Origin of the sequence: Enterobacter cloacae complex sp. FDA-CDC-AR_0164, assembly GCF_003071645.1 — a bacterium.
Classification (GTDB): Bacteria; Pseudomonadota; Gammaproteobacteria; order Enterobacterales; family Enterobacteriaceae; genus Enterobacter; species Enterobacter ludwigii.
In genome coordinates this window covers 2,759,447-2,782,559 of sequence record NZ_CP028950.1, presented here as the reverse complement: position 1 = coordinate 2,782,559, position 23,113 = coordinate 2,759,447, and the positions used below count along the sequence as shown (strand labels likewise).

20 protein-coding genes are annotated in these 23,113 nt (G+C 56.0%); 9 read left to right on the top strand and 11 right to left on the bottom strand.

Annotated elements, in window-relative coordinates; all coding sequences use genetic code 11:
* Nucleotides 1–49 precede the first annotated feature (49 nt).
* Nucleotides 50–1,000, top strand: a complete 951-nt coding sequence (gene tal / locus AM410_RS13660) for a transaldolase (protein ID WP_014171101.1) — start codon at nucleotides 50–52, stop codon at nucleotides 998–1,000.
* 19 nt (nucleotides 1,001–1,019) lie between these two features.
* Nucleotides 1,020–3,008 (top strand): transketolase, encoded by a 1,989-nt coding sequence (gene tkt / locus AM410_RS13655; RefSeq protein WP_108647962.1) that lies wholly within the window; start codon nucleotides 1,020–1,022, stop codon nucleotides 3,006–3,008.
* Here the strand turns inward: tkt and AM410_RS13650 are convergent.
* From AM410_RS13650 to aegA, 3 genes are all read right to left on the bottom strand, one after another.
* Nucleotides 3,005–4,048, bottom strand: coding sequence for a DUF1176 domain-containing protein (locus AM410_RS13650; protein ID WP_108647960.1), 1,044 nt, complete (start codon nucleotides 4,046–4,048; stop codon nucleotides 3,005–3,007). The two genes, tkt and AM410_RS13650, sit on opposite strands and share 4 nt — an antisense overlap.
* Nucleotides 4,049–4,156: 108 nt before the next feature.
* Complete coding sequence (nudK, locus tag AM410_RS13645) at nucleotides 4,157–4,747, bottom strand: GDP-mannose pyrophosphatase NudK (protein WP_020883075.1); 591 nt, start codon at nucleotides 4,745–4,747, stop codon at nucleotides 4,157–4,159.
* Nucleotides 4,748–4,814: 67 nt separating this feature from the next.
* Nucleotides 4,815–6,791, bottom strand: coding sequence for a formate-dependent uric acid utilization protein AegA (aegA, locus tag AM410_RS13640; protein WP_068794852.1), 1,977 nt, complete (start codon nucleotides 6,789–6,791; stop codon nucleotides 4,815–4,817).
* Between the two features lie 152 nt (nucleotides 6,792–6,943).
* Here aegA and narQ point away from each other — a divergent pair, with 152 nt between their 5' ends.
* Nucleotides 6,944–8,638: a nitrate/nitrite two-component system sensor histidine kinase NarQ gene (gene narQ, locus AM410_RS13635; protein ID WP_086463483.1), complete on the top strand. Its 1,695-nt coding sequence runs from the start codon at nucleotides 6,944–6,946 to the stop codon at nucleotides 8,636–8,638.
* A 142-nt stretch (nucleotides 8,639–8,780) separates the two neighbouring features.
* Nucleotides 8,781–11,894, top strand: a complete 3,114-nt coding sequence (gene acrD, locus AM410_RS13630) for a multidrug efflux RND transporter permease AcrD (protein WP_020883072.1) — start codon at nucleotides 8,781–8,783, stop codon at nucleotides 11,892–11,894.
* 109 nt (nucleotides 11,895–12,003) lie between these two features.
* Here the strand turns inward: acrD and ypfM are convergent, their stop codons facing one another.
* On the bottom strand, nucleotides 12,004–12,063 hold the full coding sequence (ypfM, locus tag AM410_RS13625) for a protein YpfM (RefSeq protein WP_015572204.1): 60 nt from the start codon (nucleotides 12,061–12,063) through the stop codon (nucleotides 12,004–12,006).
* Nucleotides 12,064–12,450: 387 nt separating this feature from the next.
* On the opposite strand from ypfM, the gene AM410_RS13620 reads away from it, so the two are divergent.
* From AM410_RS13620 to AM410_RS13610, 3 genes are read left to right on the top strand one after another with little or no spacing between them, the layout of a single operon-like run.
* Nucleotides 12,451–12,801, top strand: a complete 351-nt coding sequence (locus tag AM410_RS13620; RefSeq protein ID WP_032680519.1) for an ArsC family reductase — start codon at nucleotides 12,451–12,453, stop codon at nucleotides 12,799–12,801.
* Nucleotides 12,802–12,811: 10 nt separating this feature from the next.
* Nucleotides 12,812–13,939, top strand: a complete 1,128-nt coding sequence (gene dapE, locus AM410_RS13615) for a succinyl-diaminopimelate desuccinylase (protein ID WP_014171110.1) — start codon at nucleotides 12,812–12,814, stop codon at nucleotides 13,937–13,939.
* A gap of 24 nt (nucleotides 13,940–13,963) precedes the next feature.
* Nucleotides 13,964–14,161 (top strand): YpfN family protein, encoded by a 198-nt coding sequence (locus tag AM410_RS13610; RefSeq protein WP_014171111.1) that lies wholly within the window; start codon nucleotides 13,964–13,966, stop codon nucleotides 14,159–14,161.
* 36 nt (nucleotides 14,162–14,197) lie between these two features.
* On the opposite strand, the gene ypfH is transcribed toward AM410_RS13610, so the two are convergent.
* The 6 genes from ypfH to dapA form a co-directional block, all read right to left on the bottom strand.
* Nucleotides 14,198–14,893: an esterase gene (ypfH, locus tag AM410_RS13605; protein WP_032680517.1), complete on the bottom strand. Its 696-nt coding sequence runs from the start codon at nucleotides 14,891–14,893 to the stop codon at nucleotides 14,198–14,200.
* Between the two features lie 73 nt (nucleotides 14,894–14,966).
* On the bottom strand, nucleotides 14,967–16,940 hold the full coding sequence (locus AM410_RS13600) for a tRNA(Met) cytidine acetyltransferase TmcA (RefSeq protein ID WP_032680516.1): 1,974 nt from the start codon (nucleotides 16,938–16,940) through the stop codon (nucleotides 14,967–14,969).
* Nucleotides 16,940–17,809: a KPN_02809 family neutral zinc metallopeptidase gene (gene ypfJ / locus AM410_RS13595; protein ID WP_020883068.1), complete on the bottom strand. Its 870-nt coding sequence runs from the start codon at nucleotides 17,807–17,809 to the stop codon at nucleotides 16,940–16,942. The genes AM410_RS13600 and ypfJ overlap by 1 nt, the downstream gene beginning before the upstream one ends.
* 119 nt (nucleotides 17,810–17,928) lie before the next feature.
* On the bottom strand, nucleotides 17,929–18,642 hold the full coding sequence (gene purC, locus AM410_RS13590; RefSeq protein ID WP_008501631.1) for a phosphoribosylaminoimidazolesuccinocarboxamide synthase: 714 nt from the start codon (nucleotides 18,640–18,642) through the stop codon (nucleotides 17,929–17,931).
* A 109-nt stretch (nucleotides 18,643–18,751) separates the two neighbouring features.
* The gene (bamC, locus tag AM410_RS13585) at nucleotides 18,752–19,786 is read right to left on the bottom strand and encodes an outer membrane protein assembly factor BamC (protein ID WP_020883067.1); all 1,035 of its coding nucleotides are present in this window, start codon (nucleotides 19,784–19,786) and stop codon (nucleotides 18,752–18,754) included.
* Nucleotides 19,787–19,802: 16 nt separating this feature from the next.
* The gene (gene dapA, locus AM410_RS13580; RefSeq protein ID WP_014171117.1) at nucleotides 19,803–20,681 is read right to left on the bottom strand and encodes a 4-hydroxy-tetrahydrodipicolinate synthase; all 879 of its coding nucleotides are present in this window, start codon (nucleotides 20,679–20,681) and stop codon (nucleotides 19,803–19,805) included.
* A 145-nt stretch (nucleotides 20,682–20,826) separates the two neighbouring features.
* Between dapA and AM410_RS13575 the strand changes: the two genes are divergently transcribed.
* Together AM410_RS13575 and bcp are read left to right on the top strand one after the other, a co-directional pair.
* Complete coding sequence (locus AM410_RS13575; RefSeq protein ID WP_047356595.1) at nucleotides 20,827–21,396, top strand: glycine cleavage system transcriptional repressor; 570 nt, start codon at nucleotides 20,827–20,829, stop codon at nucleotides 21,394–21,396.
* Nucleotides 21,396–21,866, top strand: a complete 471-nt coding sequence (gene bcp / locus AM410_RS13570) for a thioredoxin-dependent thiol peroxidase (RefSeq protein WP_014171119.1) — start codon at nucleotides 21,396–21,398, stop codon at nucleotides 21,864–21,866. Before AM410_RS13575 ends, bcp begins: the two co-directional genes overlap by 1 nt.
* A 121-nt stretch (nucleotides 21,867–21,987) precedes the next feature.
* Here bcp and AM410_RS13565 read toward each other — a convergent pair whose 3' ends face one another.
* Nucleotides 21,988–23,052, bottom strand: coding sequence for an AI-2E family transporter (locus AM410_RS13565; protein WP_014171120.1), 1,065 nt, complete (start codon nucleotides 23,050–23,052; stop codon nucleotides 21,988–21,990).
* Nucleotides 23,053–23,113 lie beyond the last annotated feature (61 nt).

Below are 23,113 nucleotides of genomic sequence, written 5' to 3'. Positions count from 1 at the left end.
TGAACTAACGCACTCGAGTAACTCTTTTATTTCCAAGGAGTAATTATTTATGAACCAACTAGACGGCATCAAACAATTCACTACCGTGGTCGCCGACAGCGGTGATATCGAGTCGATTCGCCACTATCAGCCCGAAGATGCGACCACTAACCCTTCGCTGCTGCTCAAAGCGGCCGGTCTTGCTCATTTTAGTCATCTGATTGATGACGCTATCGACTACGGTAAACAGCGCGGTAAAACACAGGAGCAGCAGGTCGCCGAAGCGAGCGACAAGCTGGCCGTTAATTTCGGTGCGGAAATTCTGAAAAGCATCCCGGGACGCGTCTCTACCGAAGTGGACGCCCGCCTCTCCTTCGACCAGGAGAAGAGCATCACGAAAGCCCGCCGCCTGGTTGAGCTCTACCAGGAGCAGGGCATCGATAAATCGCGCATTCTGATTAAGCTGGCCTCAACCTGGGAAGGGATCCGCGCGGCGGAAGTTCTGGAAAAAGAGGGGATCCATTGCAACCTGACGTTGCTGTTCTCCTTTGCGCAGGCGCGCGCCTGTGCCGAAGCCGGCGTCTTCCTGGTGTCTCCGTTCGTCGGGCGAATCTATGACTGGTATCAGGCTAAACAGCCGATGGATCCGTACGTGGTGGATGAGGACCCGGGCGTGAAATCGGTGCGTAATATCTACGACTATTACAAACAGCACCGCTACGAAACCATCGTGATGGGCGCCAGCTTCCGCCGTACCGAGCAGATCCTCGCCCTGGCAGGCTGTGACCGCCTGACCATCTCCCCTAACCTGCTTAAAGAGCTGCAGGACAAAGAGGAGACGGTTATCCGCAAACTGGTGCCCACATCAACCGTCCTCCCCAAACCTAAAGCCATGACCGAAGCGGAATTCCGCTGGGAGCACAATCAGGACGCAATGGCCGTCGAAAAACTGGCGGAAGGCATCCGCCTGTTCGCCGTCGACCAGCGCAAACTTGAAGATCTTCTTGCCGCCAAACTTTAACCTTGCCACGGAGTGAATTATGTCCCGTAAAGAGCTAGCCAATGCCATTCGCGCCCTCAGCATGGATGCCGTGCAGAAAGCCAATTCCGGCCACCCTGGCGCCCCCATGGGCATGGCTGACATTGCCGAAGTGCTGTGGAATGATTTCCTGAAGCACAACCCGAACGATCCCAGCTGGTACGATCGCGACCGTTTTATTCTCTCTAACGGCCACGCCTCCATGCTGCTCTACAGCCTGCTGCACCTTTCCGGCTACGACCTGCCGCTATCCGAGTTAAAAAACTTCCGCCAGCTGCACTCAAAAACGCCGGGCCACCCGGAGATAGGCTATACGCCGGGTGTGGAGACCACCACCGGGCCGCTCGGCCAGGGGTTAGCCAACGCGGTCGGGCTGGCGATTGCCGAACGCACGCTGGCGGCGCAGTTTAACCAGCCAGACCACGAGATTGTCGATCACTACACTTATGTGTTTATGGGCGACGGCTGTCTGATGGAGGGGATTTCTCACGAAGTCTGTTCGCTGGCGGGCACGCTGGGGCTGGGCAAGCTGATCGGATTTTACGATCACAACGGTATCTCCATCGACGGGGAGACCAAAGGCTGGTTTACCGACGACACGGCAAAACGGTTTGAGGCCTACCACTGGCACGTAGTGCATGAAATTGACGGTCACGACCCAGAAGCGGTGAAAAAAGCGATTCAGGAAGCGCAAAGCGTGAAGGACAAACCGTCCCTGATCATCTGTCGCACCACCATCGGTTTCGGCTCACCGAACAAAGCGGGTAAAGAGGAAGCCCACGGCGCGGCGCTGGGTGAAGAAGAAGTGGCGCTGACCCGGCAGAAACTGGGCTGGAAATACCCACCGTTTGAGATCCCGAAAGAGATCTACCGCGAGTGGGACGCCCGCGAAGAGGGTGAAAAAGCCCAGCACGCGTGGAATGAAAAATTTGCCGCCTATCAAAAAGCCCACCCGGAACTGGCCGCTGAATTCTCGCGTCGCATGAGCGGTAGCCTGCCGGAGGACTGGGAAGCGAAAACCCAGGCGCTGATTGAAAATCTGCAGTCTAACCCGGCGAAAATTGCCACCCGTAAGGCCTCGCAAAACACGCTGAACGCCATCGGCCCCCTCCTGCCCGAACTGCTGGGCGGCTCCGCGGATCTGGCTCCAAGTAACCTGACCATCTGGTCTGGCTCAAAATCGCTGAAAGAGGATATTGCCGGGAACTATATCCACTACGGGGTACGTGAGTTCGGGATGACCGCCATTGCCAATGGCATCGCCCATCACGGCGGGTTTGTGCCCTACACTGCTACCTTCCTGATGTTCGTTGAGTACGCCCGTAACGCGGCGCGTATGGCGGCATTAATGAAAGCGCGGCAGATCATGGTCTACACCCACGATTCGATTGGTCTGGGTGAAGACGGTCCCACGCACCAGGCCGTTGAGCAGCTGGCGAGCCTGCGTTTGACGCCAAACTTCAGCACCTGGCGTCCGTGCGATCAGGTCGAAGCAGCGGTTGGCTGGAAGCTGGCGGTTGAGCGCCACACGGGGCCAACGGCATTAATTCTGTCGCGGCAAAACCTGGCCCAGATTGAACGCACGCCGGAGCAGGTAAAAAATATCGCCCGCGGCGGGTACATCCTGAAAGACAGCGGCGGCAAACCGGATGTCATCCTGATTGCTACCGGTTCTGAGGTGGAAATTACCGTGAAGGCAGCGGAAAAACTGACCGCCGAAGGTCATGCGGTACGCGTGGTATCCCTGCCGTCCACCGACATTTTTGATGCTCAGGATGAGGCCTACCGTGAATCGGTCCTGCCCTCTAACGTCGCAGCCCGTGTGGCCGTCGAGGCGGGTATCGCCGACTACTGGTACAAATATGTCGGGCTGAAAGGTGCTATCGTCGGGATGCGTGGGTACGGCGAGTCGGCGCCTGCCGACAAGCTGTTCCCGTATTTTGGCTTTACCGTTGAGAATGTGGTTGAGAAGGCGCTGAGCGTAATTTAGCGCGTGATCCACAACGTGGGCCAGGCATCTGGCCCATTCCAGTTATCGCAGCTGGGCTCTTCTGCATAACGCACCAGGCGGAAACGCTGGCCGTCAAAACGCCAGCGCGTCTGGACCCCACAATCGCCAAGACCGCGCCCCAACGCGAGCGTAGTCAGCTCGCGCGTTTTCTCATCAAAGCGGGCATTCATCAATTCGATTTCACTGCTATCGTCTGCAGGGGTGAAAGGCAGACGCAGCCTTACGCTGCGGGAAGAAAACGGCTTTTTGCGCGATACCAGCCAGGCCAGATCGACCGTGTTATACGCCCCCGCCTCACAGCTAATAATCAGCAATGCTTTTTCATCGGTTAACGCGGTGACGCGCACTTCCCGGCGGTTAGGATCGAGCGAGCACTGGCTGTTGTTCATCCGCCAGGTGCCATAATCCAGCAGGTCATTCAGTTCGGCATGGGAGAGCGGCGTCGGCGTCGGATTGACTACCGCCACCTTTTTTAAGGCGGGTGCAGGCGGCACGCTTAACGGCGGATCGTCACCTTTTTTAATCCAGGCCGTTTCACTCCCGACACGTTTCTGCTGCGCGTCAATAAACAACAGCGCGGCTTTCAGGCCGTTCAGAGAGATAACCTGGTCACCGCCGCGCAAGGTCAGGGCTTTTCCTTCCTGGATATTTTTCAGAAACGCCGTGATGGTGGCGGCATCATCACTTTTCAGATGCCACGGGGTTAACTGCCAGTGCTGCCGATCCAGCTTGAGAGGAACCTTATCCAGCAACAACCGTGGCGCAATATCCGCTTCTTTCACGGCAGGGTCAGCAAGGCCGCCGAGATCGATACGCAGCGTAGCGTCGGTTTTCGCGCCGGCACTGCGGCTGAGCGTCATGACCAGCCCCCGGTGTTCACCGGTATTGCGTGCGAGGCAAAAATTCTGGTTATTGCAGGTCACCTGCCAGTCAGAAAATAATTGCTGGGCAGGCGCAGCCCACACCTGCGAGGAGGTGAGCACGCAAAACAGGCAGAGAAGAGAGACGCAATAGCGCATGAATGGCACAATCCCGGAACGAAAACGCTTAACTGGGCTGTATCTTCGTGTTCCCGCCCGGGTTGCTCAATCGGATTTATCGGATAGATTTATCCGAAATACATTCTATCACCGTTCGAAAGAGGCGTTCATCAGCCCGGTCGTTTGAAGATACTGTAGTAATATCACAGCTTTACCATCCCTGATTTCCCCGGCATGCATCATCTCCAGCGCCCGGGAAAACGGCAACTCCAGCACTTCAATATCTTCATCTTCCACGCCACCGCCGCGGTGAGTACGCTGCGCATCGCTGTATTCCGCGATGAAGAAGTGGACGATTTCCGTCACGCCGCCAGGAGACATAAACAGCTCGAAGACTTTTTTGACCTCTCCCACTTCAAAGCCCGTCTCTTCGACGGCCTCTTTGCGGATGCACACTTCCGGCTCGTCGTCATCAAGCAGGCCCGCACAGGTTTCAATCAACCTTCCGTCAGGGTTGCCATTGACCCATGTTGCTACCCTGAACTGACGGATCAGCACCACACTCTGCTTTTCACGGTTATAGAGCAAAATGGTGGCGCCATTGCCGCGGTCATAGACCTCGCGTTTATGGCGGATCACTTCACCGTTATTACGGGTTAAATCGTAAGTGATGTTACGCAGGACAAAGTAGTTTTCAGAAAGGATTTTGTCTTTGATAACGTCAATTTTCAGGGTCATACGGGCTCCACGACACAATGAGTCTTCCTATAGTACGCCGTGAAACCCGCTTTGTCGCCCGCCTGGTTTAGTGCGTTTTCGGCACACTGACCTCAAGCCAGTCGAGGATCCCCCGCGCCGCATGACGCCCTTCCGCCATCGCCGTCACCACCAGATCAGCGCCGCGCACCGCATCACCGCCGGCGAAAATTTGCGGGTTAGACGTCTGGTAACGATAGCGACTTTCCACCGAGGCAATGATTCGCCCCCAGTCATCGGTGTTGACGCCCTGACTCTCCAGCCAGGGCATGGCATGTGGGTTAAAGCCAAAAGCCATAATCACCGCATCGGCCGGCATGACAAACTCGCTGCCCTCCACCGGGACGGGTCGACGACGCCCCTGCGCATCCGGCTCTCCCATCCGGGTGCGCAGCATCCGGATGCCGTTAACCTTGCCGTCAGCAGCAAGGGTCAATTCAACGGGCTGGACGTTAAATTCAAATGCGGCTCCCTCTTCTTTCGCATTCTTCACCTCTTTTTTCGAGCCCGGCATATTGGCTTCATCCCGGCGATAGGCGCAGGTGACTTTTGCCGCGCCGTGACGTAACGCGGTGCGCACGCAGTCCATTGCGGTATCGCCCCCGCCCAGCACCACCACGTTGAGCCCACGGGTGTCGATAAACGGTTCGTTGGCCGTCGCGTCCAGCCCCATGACGTGGCGCGTGTTCCCCACCAGGAACGGCAGTGCATCGTAGACGCCCGGCGCATCTTCATGGGGGATGCCCGCTTTCATCGAACGATAGGTTCCCACGCCAATGAACAGGGCGTCGTAATCTGTTTGCAACTGAGACAACGATACATCGCTGCCCACGTCGCAGTTCAGCTCGAAGTGAACCCCCATCGCAGTAAAAATCTCTCTGCGTCGTGCGAGCAGGGATTTATCCAGCTTAAAGGCCGGAATGCCGAAGGTCAGCAAGCCGCCGATTTCGGGATGCCTGTCATAGACCGTTACGCTCACCCCGCTGCGCACCAGCACATCCGCGCATGCCAGTCCGGCAGGCCCCGCGCCGATAATCGCGACGCGTTTTCCCACCGAAGAAACGCCAGACATATCCGGTCGCCAGCCCAGCGCCAGCGCCTGGTCAGAGATGTAGCGCTCGAGGTTGCCAATGGTCACTGACCCTGATGCATCGCGCACGGTGCAGGCACCTTCACATAACCTGTCCTGCGGGCAGACCCGGCCAGTAATTTCAGGTAAACAGTTGGTCTGATGAGAAAGTTCAACCGCGCCGAGGATGTCACCGGCGTTAATCCGTTCAATCCACTGCGGAATGTGGTTGTGCAGCGGGCAGGTCCATTCACATATGCTGTGCTCCCCGCATTTCAGGCAGCGCGATGCCTCGCGTCTGGCCTGTTCGGTCCGAAACGGCAGGTATATTTCATTGAAATGGCCAACCCGCTCTTCGGCAGCCAGTTTGTCGGGCTCGCCGCGTGGTGGTGTGTTGTGCATCTGCTGCAGTTTGGTGGGTGCCGTCTCCTCGCTGACTGCCTCACTGTGCCAGGGCTGCGCCTCCAGCCTGGCGGTGCGCTGACGGCGCGATTTTGCCAGGTTATCCAGCACGTCAGGCGTCGCCAGCATCAGCACATCTGCCGGGCAATTTTCAATACAGGCCGGGCCCTGCGGGCGGGTCAGGCAGAGATCGCATTTATACGCCGAAGCTTTTGCACTGCCGTTGTCGAGCGGCGTAACGATAATCTCCATTGTGCCGAAGGGACAGGCAACCATGCAGGCTTTACAACCGATGCATTTTTGTTGATTCACCTGTACGCTGTCATCGCATTTGCTGATGGCGCCGTTCGGGCAACTGAGTGCACACGGGGCATTTTCACAGTGGTGACAGGTGACGGGGCTGTTCTGCGCGCCAGAGTTAAGGACCGTAATACGGGGATGGAAATGGCGCTCGCTCAGGACATGTTGCTCATCATTATGCGCCATTACGCAGGCAACTTCGCAGGCATGGCACCCAATACATTGCTGGCTGTTAGCCATAATAAAACGATTCATAACGACACCTGTTTTTGGTTCAATAACCTTATTCTTTGTATGAATATGGTATTTACTCATCACAGCGTCGTCAGGCAATGTTCAATTGCCCGGAATGCCAAACTATTTCCAGTGAACCTGTGGCAGATCAATTTTATTCAGGAAGCCGTTCTGTGACCGTTAAACGCCCTGTTTCCGCAAGCCTGGCCTGGGCTTTCTTTTCGATGATTGTGTTATCCGTTCTGACCAGCACCGTCGCGCTGCTGACGCTTGCCAGCAGCCAGCGTGACGCCGAAGCCATCAATATTGCGGGTTCACTGCGTATGCAGAGTTACCGGCTGGGCTATGAGATGCAGCGCAACAGCCCTTCCCTGACACAGCATCGCCAACACTGGCAACACACCCTGAGCGCACCTGCACTACAAAAGCTGAACCGCTGGTACGTGCCGGACGATGTCAAACAGCGCTACCAGCAGCTGCATCTGGCCTGGCAGGAGATGGATACGCACATCGCCCGCGGCGATCTCGCGTGGTATCAAACCCATATCGAAGATTTTGTTGGCCGCATTGATGCCTTTGTGCTCGCCCTTCAGCACTATACCGAACATAAAATTCAGACGGTGACCCTGCTCTCGCTGGCCGGTGCGCTGGGGATCCTGCTGCTGACGGTGTTTACCCTGCGACGCATCCGTCGCCAGGTTGTCTTGCCCCTCAACAATCTGGTCGCCGCAAGCGAACGCGTTGAACGGGGACAATTTGATACCCCGGCACCGGATACCGCTTTGCCGAATGAACTCGGTCAGCTGTCCCGCGCCTTTAACCATATGTCGGCGGAGTTACACACCCTCTATCGCTCGCTTGAAGATTCGGTTGCGGAAAAGACCCGGCACCTGAACGAGGCGCACCAGCAGCTCGAAATGCTGTTCAAATGTTCGCAGGCGCTCAACACCGGACAGATAGACAGCCACTGTTTCCGCCATATATTGCAAATCGTCCATGAATACACCCGGATGAATTATCTGGAGTTACGGACCAGCGACGACTGGCGTCTGTGTGAAGGAAGTGAGGCAGCCGACATGCCGCTGCAAAACCTGCCGGTGCTGATGCAGGGCACGCTCTACGGCGAGCTGCGCTGGCAGAGCGAGACGGACAGCGTCCCGCTTCCGCTGATGAGAAGCGTGGCGACAATGCTCGGGCGCGGGCTTTACTTCAACCAGGCACAAAAGCATTACCAGCAGTTGCTGCTGATGGAAGAGCGGGCGACGATTGCCCGCGAACTGCATGATTCCCTCGCGCAGGTGTTGTCGTATCTGCGGATCCAGCTTGCGCTGCTTAAGCGTGCCGTACCGCAAGAGAATGCCCCCGCGCAGACCATCATCACCGACTTCTCCCGCGAGCTTAACAATGCCTGGCATCAGCTTCGCGAGCTGCTCACCACCTTCCGCCTGACGCTCAACCACGCTAACCTGCCGGCGGCCCTTCAGGAGTCACTCGACGGTCTGCAGAGCCAGACGCAGGCAAAGCTGCATCTTGACTGTCGCCTCTCCTCGCTGGCCCTTGACGCACAAAAGCAGGTGCATCTGCTGCAGATCGTGCGTGAAGCGGTGTTGAACGCAATCAAGCACGCGCAGGCCAGCGAGATCACCGTAAGCTGCATCACCGCCGTGGACGGCACGCACAGCGTGAGCATTCGCGACAATGGCATCGGGATTGGCGAAGCCAGCGAGCCGCCGGGACATTACGGGCTGAATATTATGCGTGAACGCGCGGAACGGCTCGGCGGTACCCTGCACTTTTCGCAGCCACAAAATGGGGGAACACAGGTGAGCGTGACATTCCCTTCGTCGCTGGCGTTAACAGGTAAATAACCGTAAAGGGGGCAGCGCAGAGAAACGCGCATGATAATTTACATTATCTCCTTTATTTCTCCACGTTTGGTCTTCGTCTTGCCGCTAAAGTGGTGCGGGCAATAAACAATAATGACGTGCAGCAAAACGAGGTCAATTTTTCATGGCGAATTTTTTCATCGATCGCCCCATTTTTGCCTGGGTACTTGCCATTCTGTTGTGTCTGACAGGTGTCCTGGCCATTACTTCACTTCCCGTTGAGCAATACCCCGATCTGGCACCCCCTAACGTGCGTGTCACAGCAAACTATCCCGGCGCCTCGGCACAGACGCTGGAAAATACCGTGACGCAGGTTATCGAGCAGAACATGACGGGTCTGGATAACCTGATGTACATGTCCTCACAAAGCAGCGCCACGGGCCAGGCGACGGTGACCCTGAGCTTTACGGCCGGGACTGACCCGGACGAAGCGGTGCAGCAGGTACAAAATCAGCTGCAGTCAGCCATGCGAAAACTGCCGCAGGCAGTGCAAAATCAGGGCGTTACCGTACGTAAAACGGGGGATACCAATATTTTGACCATCGCGTTTGTCTCCACCGATGGTTCCATGGATAAGCAGGATATTGCGGACTACGTTGCCAGTAACATTCAGGACCCGCTCAGCCGTATTAACGGCGTAGGGGATATCGACGCCTACGGGTCACAATATTCAATGCGCATCTGGCTCGATCCTGACAAGCTGAACAGCTTCCAGATGACGGCGACTGACGTGACGGACGCCATCAAGTCGCAGAACGCCCAGATTGCCGTAGGGCAGCTGGGAGGAACGCCTTCCGTCGAAAAACAAGCCCTGAATGCCACCATTAACTCGCAATCGCTGCTTCAGACTCCGGACCAGTTCCGCAACATCACCCTGCGCGTGAATCAGGACGGTTCAGAAGTGCGGCTGGGCGATGTCGCCACGGTGGAAATGGGCGCGGAAAAGTACGACTACCTGAGCCGCTTTAACGGTAATCCCGCCTCCGGCCTGGGGATTAAACTGGCCTCCGGCGCAAATGAAATGGCGACGGCGAAACTGGTGTTAGACCGCCTGGACGAGCTGTCGAACTATTTCCCTCACGGCCTTGAATACAAAGTCGCCTACGAAACCACCTCCTTCGTTAAAGCGTCGATTGAGGATGTGGTGAAGACCCTGCTGGAAGCCATCGCGCTGGTCTTCCTGGTCATGTACCTGTTCCTGCAAAACTTTCGGGCGACGCTGATCCCGACCATAGCTGTCCCCGTGGTTCTGCTGGGCACCTTCGCGGTGCTTTACGCGTTTGGCTACAGCATCAACACGCTGACGATGTTTGCAATGGTGCTGGCAATTGGCCTTCTGGTGGATGACGCCATCGTGGTGGTTGAAAACGTCGAGCGCATCATGAGCGAGGAAGGTCTTTCCCCGCGCCAGGCCACGCGTAAATCGATGGGGCAAATACAGGGCGCGTTAGTCGGCATCGCCATGGTGCTTTCGGCGGTCTTTATCCCGATGGCCTTCTTTGGCGGCACAACCGGCGCCATTTACCGCCAGTTCTCGATAACTATCGTCTCGGCAATGGTGCTTTCGGTACTGGTGGCGCTGATCCTGACCCCTGCGCTCTGCTCTACCCTTCTTAAGCCTTTGCACAAAGGCGAGCAGCATGGTCAGAAAGGGTTCTTCGGCTGGTTTAACCGCATGTTTAACCGCAATGCCGCGCGTTATGAATCCGCTGTCGGTAAAGTGTTGCACCGCAGCCTGCGCTGGATGCTGATTTACGTAGTGCTGCTGGGCGGAATGGTCTGGCTGTTCCTGCATCTGCCTACCTCGTTCCTGCCAATGGAGGACCGGGGAATGTTCACCACCTCCGTGCAACTTCCGAGCGGCGCGACGCAGCAGCAGACGCTGAAAGTGGTCGAAAAAGTCGAACAGTACTTCTTCACCCAGGAGAAAGATAATGTGGTGTCGGTCTTCTCCACCGTGGGCTCTGGCCCGGGCGGTAACGGGCAGAACGTTGCCCGTATGTTTGTACGCCTGAAGGACTGGGACGAGCGCGACACAAAAACGGGGACCGCGTCGGCCATCATTGAACGCGCAACCCACGCTTTTACGAAGATCAACGAAGCGCGCGTCTTTGCCAGCAGCCCACCGGCCATTAGCGGGCTGGGCAGTTCTGCCGGGTTTGACATGGAGCTGCAGGATCACGCCGGTGCAGGCCACACGGCGCTGATGGCGGCGCGCGATAAGCTGTTAGCGCTGGCGGGCAAAGACGCTGACCTGACCCGCGTTCGTCATAACGGCCTGGATGACAGCCCGCAGCTGCAGGTGGATATTGATCAGCGTAAGGCGCAGGCTCTGGGTGTTTCCATCGACGACATTAACGACACCCTGCAGACGGCCTGGGGCTCAAGCTATGTGAATGACTTTATGGATCGTGGGCGTGTGAAAAAAGTGTATGTCCAGTCCGCCGCGCCGTTCCGTATGTTGCCGAATGATATTAACCGCTGGTTTGTTCGTAATAACGCAGGCGGGATGGTGCCGTTCTCGGCGTTCGCCTCGTCGCACTGGGAGAGTGGTTCGCCGCGTCTGGAACGCTATAACGGCTATTCGGCGGTAGAAATCGTCGGTGAAGCCGCGCCGGGCGTCAGTACCGGTACCGCCATGGACACCATGGAGAAACTGGTGCAACAGCTGCCTGCCGGGTTTGGGCTGGAGTGGACGGCGATGTCTTATCAGGAGCGGCTCTCCGGGGCACAGGCGCCTGCGCTTTACGCGCTTTCCCTGCTGGTGGTCTTCCTCTGTCTTGCCGCGCTGTATGAAAGCTGGTCCGTTCCGTTCTCGGTCATGCTGGTGGTGCCGCTTGGCGTCATCGGTGCGCTGCTGGCGACCTGGATGCGCGGTCTGGAGAATGATGTGTACTTCCAGGTAGGGCTGCTCACCGTGATCGGCCTGTCGGCGAAAAACGCGATCCTGATTGTTGAGTTTGCCAACGAGATGAATGCCAAAGGCCACGAGCTGATGGCGGCCACACTGCACGCCTGCCGTCAGCGCTTGCGTCCGATCCTGATGACGTCGCTGGCATTTGTCTTTGGGGTATTACCGATGGCAACCAGCACCGGTGCGGGCTCCAGCAGCCAGCATGCGGTAGGTACAGGGGTGATGGGAGGCATGATTTCGGCAACCGTCCTGGCCATTTATTTTGTGCCGCTGTTCTTTGTGCTTGTGCGTCGCCGCTTCCCGCTGAAGGAACGTCCTGAATAACAGTACGTAATAAAAAAGGCGGCTCTCAGGGCCGCCTTTTAGGGTGTGTGATTAATTCACACTATGGTTATTTTACTTATTTAAGTGCTCTTGCAATTCTTACTGAATGTCATTTACGAAGCATGCCTTCGATAAAATCTTTCCAGTTCCCCAGTTCACGTTCAATCATAACTACCTCTCTTATTATTATGCGCATTCTACGAAAACGTATCATCATTGTGAAGACCGTCTAACCTATCGCTGTGATTGTACCCCGCTACTGTCAGGGATTTATGATAAATATGAACGCAGGGCCTTAAATTTTGTGTGACGCTCAGCAATATTTTGAAATAACCATACAGGCAGGTGAGATTTAAATTACCGCCTGAGTTCATTAGCATTTTCGGTCTTATGGACATCTATGCTTAAATGATGAAAGAATATTCAGCGTACAGTTGTGAGTTGAATTAAGAAGAAGTGTAAATCAAGACAATTCCTGAATGTGTTATATTCCACTTAAGGATATATCTTCGAAATTACTGAACATTTAATCATCATAAGAACAAAAGGATTCACCATGGTTGTGATGTACGGCATTAAAAATTGCGACACCATCAAAAAAGCACGCCGCTGGCTGGAAGCAAACAACGTGGAGTACCGTTTCCATGACTATCGCGTTGACGGGCTTGATGCAGAATTTCTGCATACCGCTATCAAGGAACTGGGTTGGGAGGCGCTGCTGAATACCCGTGGTACCACCTGGCGTAAACTGGATGAAGCCGTCCGGGCTGGCATCACCGACGCCGACAGTGCCGCCAAACTGATGCTCAAAATGCCGGCAATCATCAAACGCCCATTGCTCTGCGCGCCCGGGCAGCCTATGCTGCTGGGTTTCAGTGAAACCCTTTATTCCGACTTTTTTCGTTGAGGTGTAGTTTATGTCATGCCCGGTCATTGAGCTGACTCAGCAGCTTATTCGCCGTCCCTCCCTTAGCCCGGACGACGCAGGTTGTCAGGCATTAATGATTGAGCGCCTGCGTGCCATCGGTTTCACCGTTGAACGCATGGACGTTGGCGACACCCAGAACTTCTGGGCATGGCGCGGTCAGGGCGAAACGCTGGCCTTTGCCGGACATACCGACGTCGTTCCTGCAGGTGATGCGGATCGCTGGATCAACCCGCCGTTTGAACCGACCATCCGCGATGGCATGTTGTTCGGGCGCGGTGCGGCAGACATGAAAGGCTCGCTGGCGGCGATGGTCGTGGCGGCAGAGCGCTTCGTTGCCCAACATCCGAACCACAGAAACCGCCTCGCGTTTCTGATCACCTCTGATGAAGAAGCCAGCGCCCATAACGGCACCGTGAAGGTCGTTGAGGCGCTGATGGCCCGTAATGAGCGTCTCGACTACTGCCTGGTCGGCGAGCCGTCCAGTACGGAAGTGGTGGGAGACGTCGTCAAAAATGGTCGCCGTGGTTCGCTGACCTGCAATTTGACCCTTCATGGCGTTCAGGGGCACGTTGCCTATCCACACCTGGCCGATAACCCGGTCCATCGCGCGGCACCGATGCTGAACGAACTGGTGACCATCGAGTGGGATAAAGGCAATGAGTTCTTCCCGCCGACCAGCATGCAGATTGCAAACCTGAAGGCCGGTACCGGCAGCAACAACGTGATCCCGGGTGATTTCTTTGTCCAGTTTAACTTCCGCTTCAGCACTGAACTGACCGATGAGATGATCAAAGCGCGCGTTATCGCGCTGCTGGAAAAATATAATCTGCGTTACACCGTGGACTGGTGGCTTTCCGGCCAGCCGTTCCTGACCCAGCGCGGCAAACTGGTGGATGCGGTAGTGAACGCCATCGAGCACTATAATGAAATTAAGCCACAACTGCTGACGACAGGTGGCACCTCAGACGGACGCTTTATTGCCCGGATGGGGGCCCAGGTTGTCGAACTGGGGCCGGTGAACGCAACCATTCATAAAATCAATGAATGTGTGAATGCTGCTGATTTACAGCTGCTGGCCCGTATGTATCAACGAATTATGGAGCAACTCGTCGCCTGACGAACGCTCTGAGAGGAATAGCGAATGGACTGGCTTTCAAAGTACTGGTGGATTCTGGTGTTAGTGTTTCTGGTCGGCGTGTTACTTAACGTCATTAAAGATCTTAAGCGCGTTGATCACAAAAAGTTTCTCGCCAACAAACCGGATCTTCCACCGCATCGTGATTTTAACGATAAGTGGGACGATGATGACGACTGGCCGAAGAAAGACCAGAAGAAGTGATTCTCTGTCCCCTCTCCTGCGGGAGAGGGGGCTACATCACATAAACTCGACGATATCATCGTCATTTGGCTTGCCACCGCTGAGCGCTTCATCAAAGTAGTGCTTCGGTACGGTATAACGCAGATGATCGAGCGCAAACTGCATGCTGCGGTCATCAATCGCGTGCCCCAGATCGTCTACAATATCCAGCGTCACATCCCCGCCTTCGCGGATCAGTGCTTCCTGCGCGGCAACCGCATGCGAAAGTTCAATCACACGGTCTTCACCACCGTGGATCAGATGGATCGTGGTCTGCGTCGTCGCGCGTTGCGGTAACGTCGCAAAGCGACCGTTAAAAGCAATCACACGCGACACCAGGCCTGGCTGCGCTTTTACGCTCTCCAGGGACATGATAGACCCCTGCGAAAAGCCAATCAGCGCGGTCGCATCGGCACCAACGCCGCTCTGCTGCTGCCAGTAACGCACGGTGTCGATAAAGACAGGCATGACGGCGTCAATACGTGCCTGACGGTTCTCTTCCGTAACGCCCTGAACGGAGAACCACTGCCGTCCGTTCGGACCACACGGCTCCACCCCGCCAATACTGACAATCAGCGCCTGCGGAAATACCGGGGCAAACCAGCTGCCAATCTGGCCCATATTGACGGCATTATCGCCAACACCATGAAACAGAAGCAGTAACTGTTTAGCCGGTTTATCAGGGCTTTGAACAACAAAATGATCGTGTTTCATGGCGGTCTCCTTATTTGATGGCCTGGATTCTACGCCTCTCAGGAGGAATGACCATGCCACTTTACTGAAGAAGTCATTGAAAAAATTGCCATTGCAAAATGTCGTCTTTCAGCTGCTGACAGCGTGCAGGTTCAAGGCTTTCAAGCGCTTGCGCCGTTTCACTGCGAAGCCTGGCCAGTAACGCTTTTCGCCCCGAAAGAAGCAGTTCAGCGCTGAGCCGGGCGTCATCACTTCTCGCCTCCACTTTCCCGCGCAGGGCGGGCAGCGGCATGTCCACGCTTAGCAGCAACCGCGTTAACGCCGCGACGGAGGTAGAAAATGCGCGATGGGCAAAGGCAAACCCCGCCAGCTCCAGCCAGTCGTCACTATTAAGGGTAGCCTCCCAGCCATCGTCCACCGGGATCTTTTCACCGTTCAGGGCCGATAACACGCGCGCATCGCGGCGCAGTCGCTGATGCGCCTGCTCACACAGCTGTCGCCCCGCGTCGCTGAGCGGCAGCAAGGCCATTGCGGTATAACAGCCGCTGCTGGCTTCGCGATGGCTGCCCATGCGCACCAGCACAAAGCCGCATCGCTGCCAGAAACGCCACAGTTCATCGGTATAGCCAAAGCTCACCGACAGGTAATCCTCGCCGCTTGCGTTGCGGATCAGTGCCTGTCCGATGCCTTCCCGTTGACGACGAGGATGTACCGCTATTCGGGTCACCCGTCGGCCTTTGAGCGTTGCCGCCAGCGGGGAGCCGCCATGCGCGGCAAGGGACTGCGCCACCAGGTTCCCGCGAGGGCGGCGGAACCCCGCCCAGACGGCACGGCTGAGCTGCGCTGTTAATCCCCCCTCTTCCACCAGCCAGAGCGCCCCGGCAATGACAGAGTCCGTTTGGGCGACGGCGAAGTGCTGGCCGGGCGCGTCCATCATGCGGCGTAAATCAAGCGGTGAGGTGCGGTAATGTGCCGCACAAAGCAGCTCATACACACTCGCCGCCAGCGCCGGGTTGCTCGTCCAGGCTTCCGGGGCCAGAGAGGTCAACTGTATGGCGCCTGTTGGGCTGAGATCGATAAGCGTATCGTCAAACAGCAGTGCGCTGGCGACGACCCGCTCAAGAGGACATCCTGCAGCCCAGCGTACCGGGGTTGATAAGGTATACCGCTGCAACCCGCTGAACCGGCTACAGAACTTAAGCAGAAAGCCTCTTCCAGTTCCTTCGTAACCCTGCACCGTTGTGGTCAGCAGGACGCGCGGGAAACGGTCAACCAGCTTTTCAAGCAGCGGTCCGGGGATGGCGGCGGCTTCGTCGACAATCAGCCAGTCGGCCTGCTCCTCAGAGGCCAGCAGCGCGTCCGGGGCCATAAAGTGAAAACGTTCGCCGGCAAAACGGGCGATAACCTCCGTCGCCCCCTTTGATGGCGCGGTGACAATGGCACTGCCCTGCGTGCGGCTCAACAGCATGCCCGCCAGCGCAGACTTTCCGCGTCCGCGCGGGGCCGTAACGGCCACAACGCCGCGTTTCATGGCCAGGAGTGCTGCCAGGATCTCAGCCTGCTCGCGCTGCGGCGCACCGCTGGCGGGCTGCCAGTCAGGGGCGTCGGATCGTGCGGGAAGCGATAAAGGCTGATGCTGAAGCCAGACTATCGCCTCAGGATCCCCGGCAATCGTCCGGCAAAAGTGGTGAATAAAATTTGGTGTGGCGATGGGTTCGGCGCTGTCACTCCAGCGCAGGGAATCGCTGTCAGGTTGTTCCGCCCACACGTCAGGGGACGGTACCAGCAGCACCAGAAGGCTACCGGCACGCAGCGTCCCGCTCAGGGCCGCAAAGGCTGAGACGTCAAACCCGGCGCGGGCATCAAAAATTGCGTGCCGGAACTCGCGTCCCAGCAGCCCGCTGATGGCTCTGGACGCGTTATCCGCCAGCCACAGCCAGTCTCCGGGCAAGGCATCACGCAGGGCTGATGCCTGCGTGAATGTCCATTGCTCATCGCCGCTGAGCACCACCAGCTGACGATGACCTTTGTGCTCAAGCTCGCGAATCAGATGTTCAAACGCCACCATTACATGGCTTTGCCAAAGGTATTACACTGCGCCGGGTCACCACTGTCGAAACCGCGTTTGAACCAGCTGTATCGTTGTTGTGACGTGCCGTGAGTAAAGCTGTCCGGCACGACGCGGCCCTGGCTCTGCTGCTGAAGACGATCGTCACCGATAGCCTGCGCGGCATTGAGCGCCTCTTCCAGGTCACCGGATTCCAGCACGCCCTGCTGCTGCATGTTGTGCCCCCAGACGCCCGCAAAGCAGTCCGCCTGCAGTTCCATGCGTACGGAAAGACGGTTTACCTCAGCCTGAGAGGCGTTTTGCTGAAGCTGGCGTACTTTGGGTTCTATCCCAAGCAGTTTTTGCACATGGTGCCCGACTTCATGCGCAATGACGTAGCCCTGGGCAAAATCGCCGTCAGCGCCAAGCTTGCGTTTCATGTCATCATAGAAAGAGAGATCGATATAGACGGTGCTGTCTGCCGGACAGTAGAACGGCCCCATCACCGACTGTCCGGTGCCGCATCCGGTACGGGTTGCGCCACGGTACATCACCAGTTTGGGTTGCTGATAGGTACGCCCCATTTTCTCGAACAGCTGACCCCAGGTTTCTTCTGTGGTGGCGAGAATAACGGAGGTAAATTTGGCCGCTTCATCCTCGTTCGGGCTGATTGAGCGCTCAGAATGCTGCTGTTGCTGCAGAGGCTGGCCGGTCATTAAACCGGTCAGATCGACACCGTAGTACCCCGCGACCAGCACCACAATCAGCAGAATAATACCGCCCTTTCCGCTGGGTAACCGGAAACCAGGCCCACCCATTGAAGGACCGCCGCCGCTATCGCTGCGCCTGTCTTCTACATTGTCACTTTCACGACGCCCTTGCCAGCGCATAACCACCTCGAACTATTCCATTAATAATAGCTATGATCGTAGGCGGTTAACGGCAAGATTACCATAGGAAACAAGGGTAAGACGCCAAAGGATATACATATCCTTTGGCGATGAGGGAGTTAGTCGAGCTTAACGCCTAAACGGTGAGCAACCGCTTCGTACGCTTCAATCAGGCCACCCAGGCTCTGACGGAAACGGTCTTTGTCCATTTTATCCAGCGTTTCTTTATCCCACAGACGGCTGCCGTCCGGAGAGAACTCATCACCCAGAACCACTTCGCCTTTGAACAGGCCGAACTCCAGTTTGAAGTCGACGAGGATCAGACCCGCGTCATCAAACAGTTTTTTCAGCACGTCGTTGGCTTTGTAGGTCAGTTCTTTCATGCGCGCCAGGTTCTCTTTATTCACCCAGCCGAAGGTTTCGCAGTAAGAGTCATTGACCATCGGATCGTGCATGGCATCGTTTTTCAGGAACAGGTCAAAAAGCGGTGGATTCAGCTCAATACCTTCTTCAATACCAAGACGCTTCACCAGGGAGCCTGCTGCGCGGTTACGAATGACGCACTCAACCGGAACCATATCCAGTTTTTTCACCAGACATTCCGTATCGGACAACAGCGCTTCCATTTGGGTCGGGATACCCGCTTCGGCCAGTTTGGTCATAATGAAGTGGTTGAACTTGTTGTTCACCATGCCTTTACGATCGAACTGCTCAATGCGTGCGCCATCCCCTGCTGACGTATCATTGCGGAACTCGAGCACCAACAGATCCGGGTTTTCCGTGCTGTATACGGTCTTCGCTTTGCCACGATACAACTCAGCTTGCTTCTGCATCTTCATTACTCCTGGTGTGATGATTGGTGTTCAAAACTGGGGATATTATGCCACGCACACGTTTGCGTAGCACGAAAATAAAAAGGGCTGGATTAACCAGCCCTCGTATTTATTTGCTGAATGCAGCCTGGAAGACGGCCACCAGCGCATCGTTCTGCGACTGGGTCAGCGTGTGGCCTTTCGGATCGATAAACTGCAGACTGCTGCGGTTATCGAGGTCACCTACCTGAATCTTGTAGTCGCCGGAAGCCAGCTGTGGATCGGTGGCGCCCAGTTCCTGCCATGCACTGTCAGACAGCGGCTTATAGGTTGCCGTCATGCTACCGGTTGAACGGGTGCTGTCGGTCACTTTCATGCCCACTTTTTCCAGCGTCGCTGGCAGGCGCTGCCAGGTCTGGTTAAACGGTGCACGCACAACCAGCATTGGCAGACCGGTGTCATCCGCACCGCTCTGAACGTCAAACGTCGCGCCGTTGCGGCTCTGCGCTGCGTTAGCGGCGTCGCTGGCGTTCTTATCCAGACCCGCGGCAATCACGTTCAGCATTTCAGTGCTGTAACGCTGCATTGATGCGGCATCCGCAACCGGTTTACCCGCCTGCTCCAGGTTCAACAGCTTAACGGTAACCGCCTGCTGATAACCCTGAGGTTTAACGGAGACTTGATAACGCCCACGGTACTGCTGATCTTCGTCCAGACGGTTCCACTCGATCCAGTCGGTGGTCAAGGTCTGGCTGGCATCATCGCGTTTATCGATGGTGTAGTTCTTCGCCTGAATGACGCTCACAACCTGCGGCCACAGGGTGGTACCGCGGGCGCTTTCAACCAGCAGCGACGCCGTATCACCGGTGAACTGGGTACGCGCCCCGCTCACCAGCGCCAGAGGCTGTGCTGGCGGACGAATATCGAGCGCTTTACCGACCAGGCCGCTGCCGTTGGTCACGGGAATATTGTAATCGCCGTTCTGAATCGGCAGGATCATACCAGCCGGTGCGTGAAGTTCAGCAAGCGGGGTCGCATCCAGATAGGATTCATCACCGCTCACCTGGCGCTTGTAGCGCGAGTCTGAACTACAGGCAGCGAGCAGCATAACAAGCGAAACACTCGCAACCTTCGCCAGGCGCGACTTCTGTACTGAATAAGCCATCAAATCTCCCTAAACTCTACAGCAAACCGGCATGCTTCAGCGCTGCTGTGACAATTTCACGACCGTGGTCGGTAATCGGTGTCATTGGCAGACGCAGCGTATCGGTTGCTACAAGTCCCAACTCCTTACACGCCCATTTCACGGGGATCGGATTGGGTTCGACAAATAATTTATTATGCAAAGGCATCAGACGCTGATTAATCACGCGAGCTTCATCAAAGTGACCGGCAGCCGCCAGTTTGCACATTTCAGCCATATCGCGGGCCGCAACGTTCGCCGTTACGGAGATCACGCCATGGCCACCAAGCTGCATAAAGTCCAGTGCGGTCGCATCATCGCCGCTCAACAGGATAAAGTCGTCTGAAACCAGCTCTTTGATCTGATGAACGCGGCTTAAGTTCCCTGTCGCCTCTTTAATCCCGATAATATTTTTTACTTTCGAGAGACGACCAACGGTTTCCGGCAGCATATCGCAGCCAGTACGGGACGGCACATTATACAGAATTTGTGGCAAGTCAGTATGTTCTGCGATGGCTTTGAAATGCTGGAACAGACCTTCCTGAGTAGGACGGTTGTAATAAGGGGTCACCGTCAGACAGCCCACGATGCCGCTGTCGTTAAAACGTTTGGTCAAACTGATAGCTTCTGCCGTGGCGTTAGCGCCTGTCCCTGCGATGACCGGGATACGCCCGTCAGCCAGTTCCAGGGTCAGCATCACCACATCGCCGTGCTCTTCGTGGCTTAGCGTTGCAGATTCACCGGTAGTCCCTACCGAAACGATCGCCGAGGTTCCATTGGCGACATGGTAATCAATCAGCTTCTTCATGCTTGACCGGCAGACATTACCTTTTTCATCCATCGGTGTAACAAGCGCGACAATACTTCCCGTGAACATGAGCCATCCTCTGTGCGAACAAGAGCCTCAATGGTACGTTTGGAACTGTAATAAAAGCAAGCGACCTGAGGCCCTCAGGCGGTTGTATGCATGTTTTTTTTATGCTTTCCTTAGGAAGACTTAACCATGCAAAGGAAGAACAGGTTTGACAACCTCATCACAACATTACCTGGTTATCACTGCGCTGGGTGCTGACAGGCCGGGTATCGTGAACACCATCACCCGCCATGTGAGCAGCTGCGGCTGTAATATCGAGGACAGCCGTCTGGCTATGCTGGGCGAAGAGTTCACGTTTATTATGCTGCTGTCCGGGACATGGAATGCCATTACCCTTATCGAATCGACCCTGCCGCTCAAAGGTGCGGAGCTGGATTTGCTGATCGTGATGAAACGCACCACTGCTCGCCCACGTCCGGCCCTGCCCGCGACCGTCTGGGTGCAGGTTGAAGTCCCCGATTCCCCCCATCTGATTGAGCGCTTCACCGCGTTATTTGACAGCCATGAGATGAATATTGCCGAACTCGTTTCCCGAACGCAGCCGGGTGACGGCAGCGCCATTCCCACCCTTTTTATTCAGATTACCGCGCACAGCCCTGCCTCGCAGGATGCGTCAAATATCGAGCAAGCGTTCAAAGCCCTCTGTACAGAATTAAACGCGCAAGGCAGTATAAGCGTCGTCAATTATTCGCAGCATGAACAGGATGGAGTTGAGTAATGAACCCACTGAAAGCCGGTGACATCGCACCGAAATTTAGCTTACCTGACCAGGATGGTGAGCAAGTAAATTTGACCGACTTCCAGGGACAGCGTGTTCTGGTCTATTTTTACCCGAAAGCCATGACCCCGGGCTGCACCGTACAGGCCTGCGGCTTACGCGACAACATGGACGAGTTGAAAAAAGTCGGCGTGGAAGTGCTGGGTATCAGCACCGATAAGCCAGAAAAGCTGTCACGATTTGCTGAAAAGGAGCTGCTTAACTTCACGCTGCTTTCTGATGAAGACCACCAGGTATGCGAGCAGTTTGGCGTCTGGGGCGAGAAGACCTTTATGGGCAAAACCTACGACGGCATTCACCGTATCAGCTTCCTGATTGACGCTGACGGTAAAGTTGAACATGTGTTTGATGACTTCAAAACCAGCAACCACCACGACGTGGTGCTGAACTGGCTCAAACAAAGCGCCTGATCGTTGGGCCGCGGCTTCGCCTGACCCGACCTACGCGGTAAATGCAATACGGTAACGCAGGTTACCGTTTTTGATATTTGCCCCTCTCCCCACGGGAGAGGGTATCAGGCCGCACAACTATCTACTTATCCTCAACCGCAGGCACATCCGGCCACGCGTGAACCACTGCTTTGATCAGCGTTGCCAGCGGAATGGCAAAGAACACGCCCCAGAATCCCCACAGCCCGCCGAAAATCACCACGGATAAGATAATCACCAGCGGATGCAGGTTCACCGCTTCTGAGAACAGCACCGGCACCAGCAGGTTGCCATCCAGCCCCTGAATGATCAGGTACACCGCGAAGCAGCTCCAGAACTCGGTCCCCAGACCAAACTGGAACAGCGCAACGCCGACAACCGGAATGGTCACCACAAAGGCACCGATGTAGGGAATGAGCACCGACAGCCCCACCAGCACCGCCAGCAGCAGCGAGTAGTTAAGCCCGAAAATTAAAAAACCAATCCAGGTAGCCACACCCACCACAATCATCTCCAGCACTTTGCCGCGAATGTAGTTGGTGATCTGCTGGTTCATCTCTTCCCACACCTGCCCGGCCAGCCCGCGATTACGCGGCAGAATGCGCCGCACCGCGTTCAGCATCTGCTCTTTATCTTTGACGAGGAAGAAAACCATTAACGGAACGAGAACAAGGTAGACGGCCAGCGTGAGCAACCCTACCAGCGACGCCAGGGAATATTTCACCACGGAATCGCCCATTGTCATGATGCGGGCGCGCATGTTTTCGGCCATCGCATCAATGATCCCGGCATCCATCAGGGCGGGATATCGGCGCGGCAACGTGGCGGCAAAATCAGAAAGCTTATTCAGCATGCCAGGCATATCGCGGATAAGGTAAATCCCCTGTTGCCAGGCCACAGGCATAACGACAAACGACATTAACAGCAGAATGCCGACAAACAGCACCAGGACGATACTGGTCGCCCAGCGTCGGGAACAGCCTATATTTTCCAGACGCGCCGTTGGCCACTCCAGCAGGTACGCCAGCACAATCGCGACCAGCAGGGGGGCGAGAAGACCGCTGAAGAAGAACAGAATGCCGAACCCGGCGACCAGAATAACCAACAAAGCAATGGCTTCCGGGTCGCTAAACCGACGGCGGTACCACTGCATTAACATTTCGAGCATACAACCCTTCCCTGAATCGGATGGCGGGAGTGAGAACGTGAATTGTATCTAACTGTCACAA

Excerpts from the sequence above, each read along its gene's own strand:
- ypfH (WP_032680517.1), bottom strand. The coding sequence starts at position 14,893 with ATGAAACACGATCATTTTGTTGTTCAAAGCCCTGATAAACCGGCTAAA.
- AM410_RS13565 (WP_014171120.1), bottom strand. The coding sequence starts at position 23,052 with ATGCTCGAAATGTTAATGCAGTGGTACCGCCGTCGGTTTAGCGACCCG.
- bcp (WP_014171119.1), top strand. The coding sequence starts at position 21,396 with ATGAACCCACTGAAAGCCGGTGACATCGCACCGAAATTTAGCTTACCT.
- ypfJ (WP_020883068.1), bottom strand. The coding sequence starts at position 17,809 with ATGCGCTGGCAAGGGCGTCGTGAAAGTGACAATGTAGAAGACAGGCGC.
- dapE (WP_014171110.1), top strand. The coding sequence starts at position 12,812 with ATGTCATGCCCGGTCATTGAGCTGACTCAGCAGCTTATTCGCCGTCCC.
- tal (WP_014171101.1), top strand. The coding sequence starts at position 50 with ATGAACCAACTAGACGGCATCAAACAATTCACTACCGTGGTCGCCGAC.
- bamC (WP_020883067.1), bottom strand. The coding sequence starts at position 19,786 with ATGGCTTATTCAGTACAGAAGTCGCGCCTGGCGAAGGTTGCGAGTGTT.
- AM410_RS13600 (WP_032680516.1), bottom strand. The coding sequence starts at position 16,940 with ATGGTGGCGTTTGAACATCTGATTCGCGAGCTTGAGCACAAAGGTCAT.
- AM410_RS13650 (WP_108647960.1), bottom strand. The coding sequence starts at position 4,048 with ATGCGCTATTGCGTCTCTCTTCTCTGCCTGTTTTGCGTGCTCACCTCC.
- purC (WP_008501631.1), bottom strand. The coding sequence starts at position 18,642 with ATGCAGAAGCAAGCTGAGTTGTATCGTGGCAAAGCGAAGACCGTATAC.
- aegA (WP_068794852.1), bottom strand. The coding sequence starts at position 6,791 with ATGAATCGTTTTATTATGGCTAACAGCCAGCAATGTATTGGGTGCCAT.
- nudK (WP_020883075.1), bottom strand. The coding sequence starts at position 4,747 with ATGACCCTGAAAATTGACGTTATCAAAGACAAAATCCTTTCTGAAAAC.
- acrD (WP_020883072.1), top strand. The coding sequence starts at position 8,781 with ATGGCGAATTTTTTCATCGATCGCCCCATTTTTGCCTGGGTACTTGCC.
- dapA (WP_014171117.1), bottom strand. The coding sequence starts at position 20,681 with ATGTTCACGGGAAGTATTGTCGCGCTTGTTACACCGATGGATGAAAAA.
- tkt (WP_108647962.1), top strand. The coding sequence starts at position 1,020 with ATGTCCCGTAAAGAGCTAGCCAATGCCATTCGCGCCCTCAGCATGGAT.
- AM410_RS13610 (WP_014171111.1), top strand. The coding sequence starts at position 13,964 with ATGGACTGGCTTTCAAAGTACTGGTGGATTCTGGTGTTAGTGTTTCTG.
- AM410_RS13620 (WP_032680519.1), top strand. The coding sequence starts at position 12,451 with ATGGTTGTGATGTACGGCATTAAAAATTGCGACACCATCAAAAAAGCA.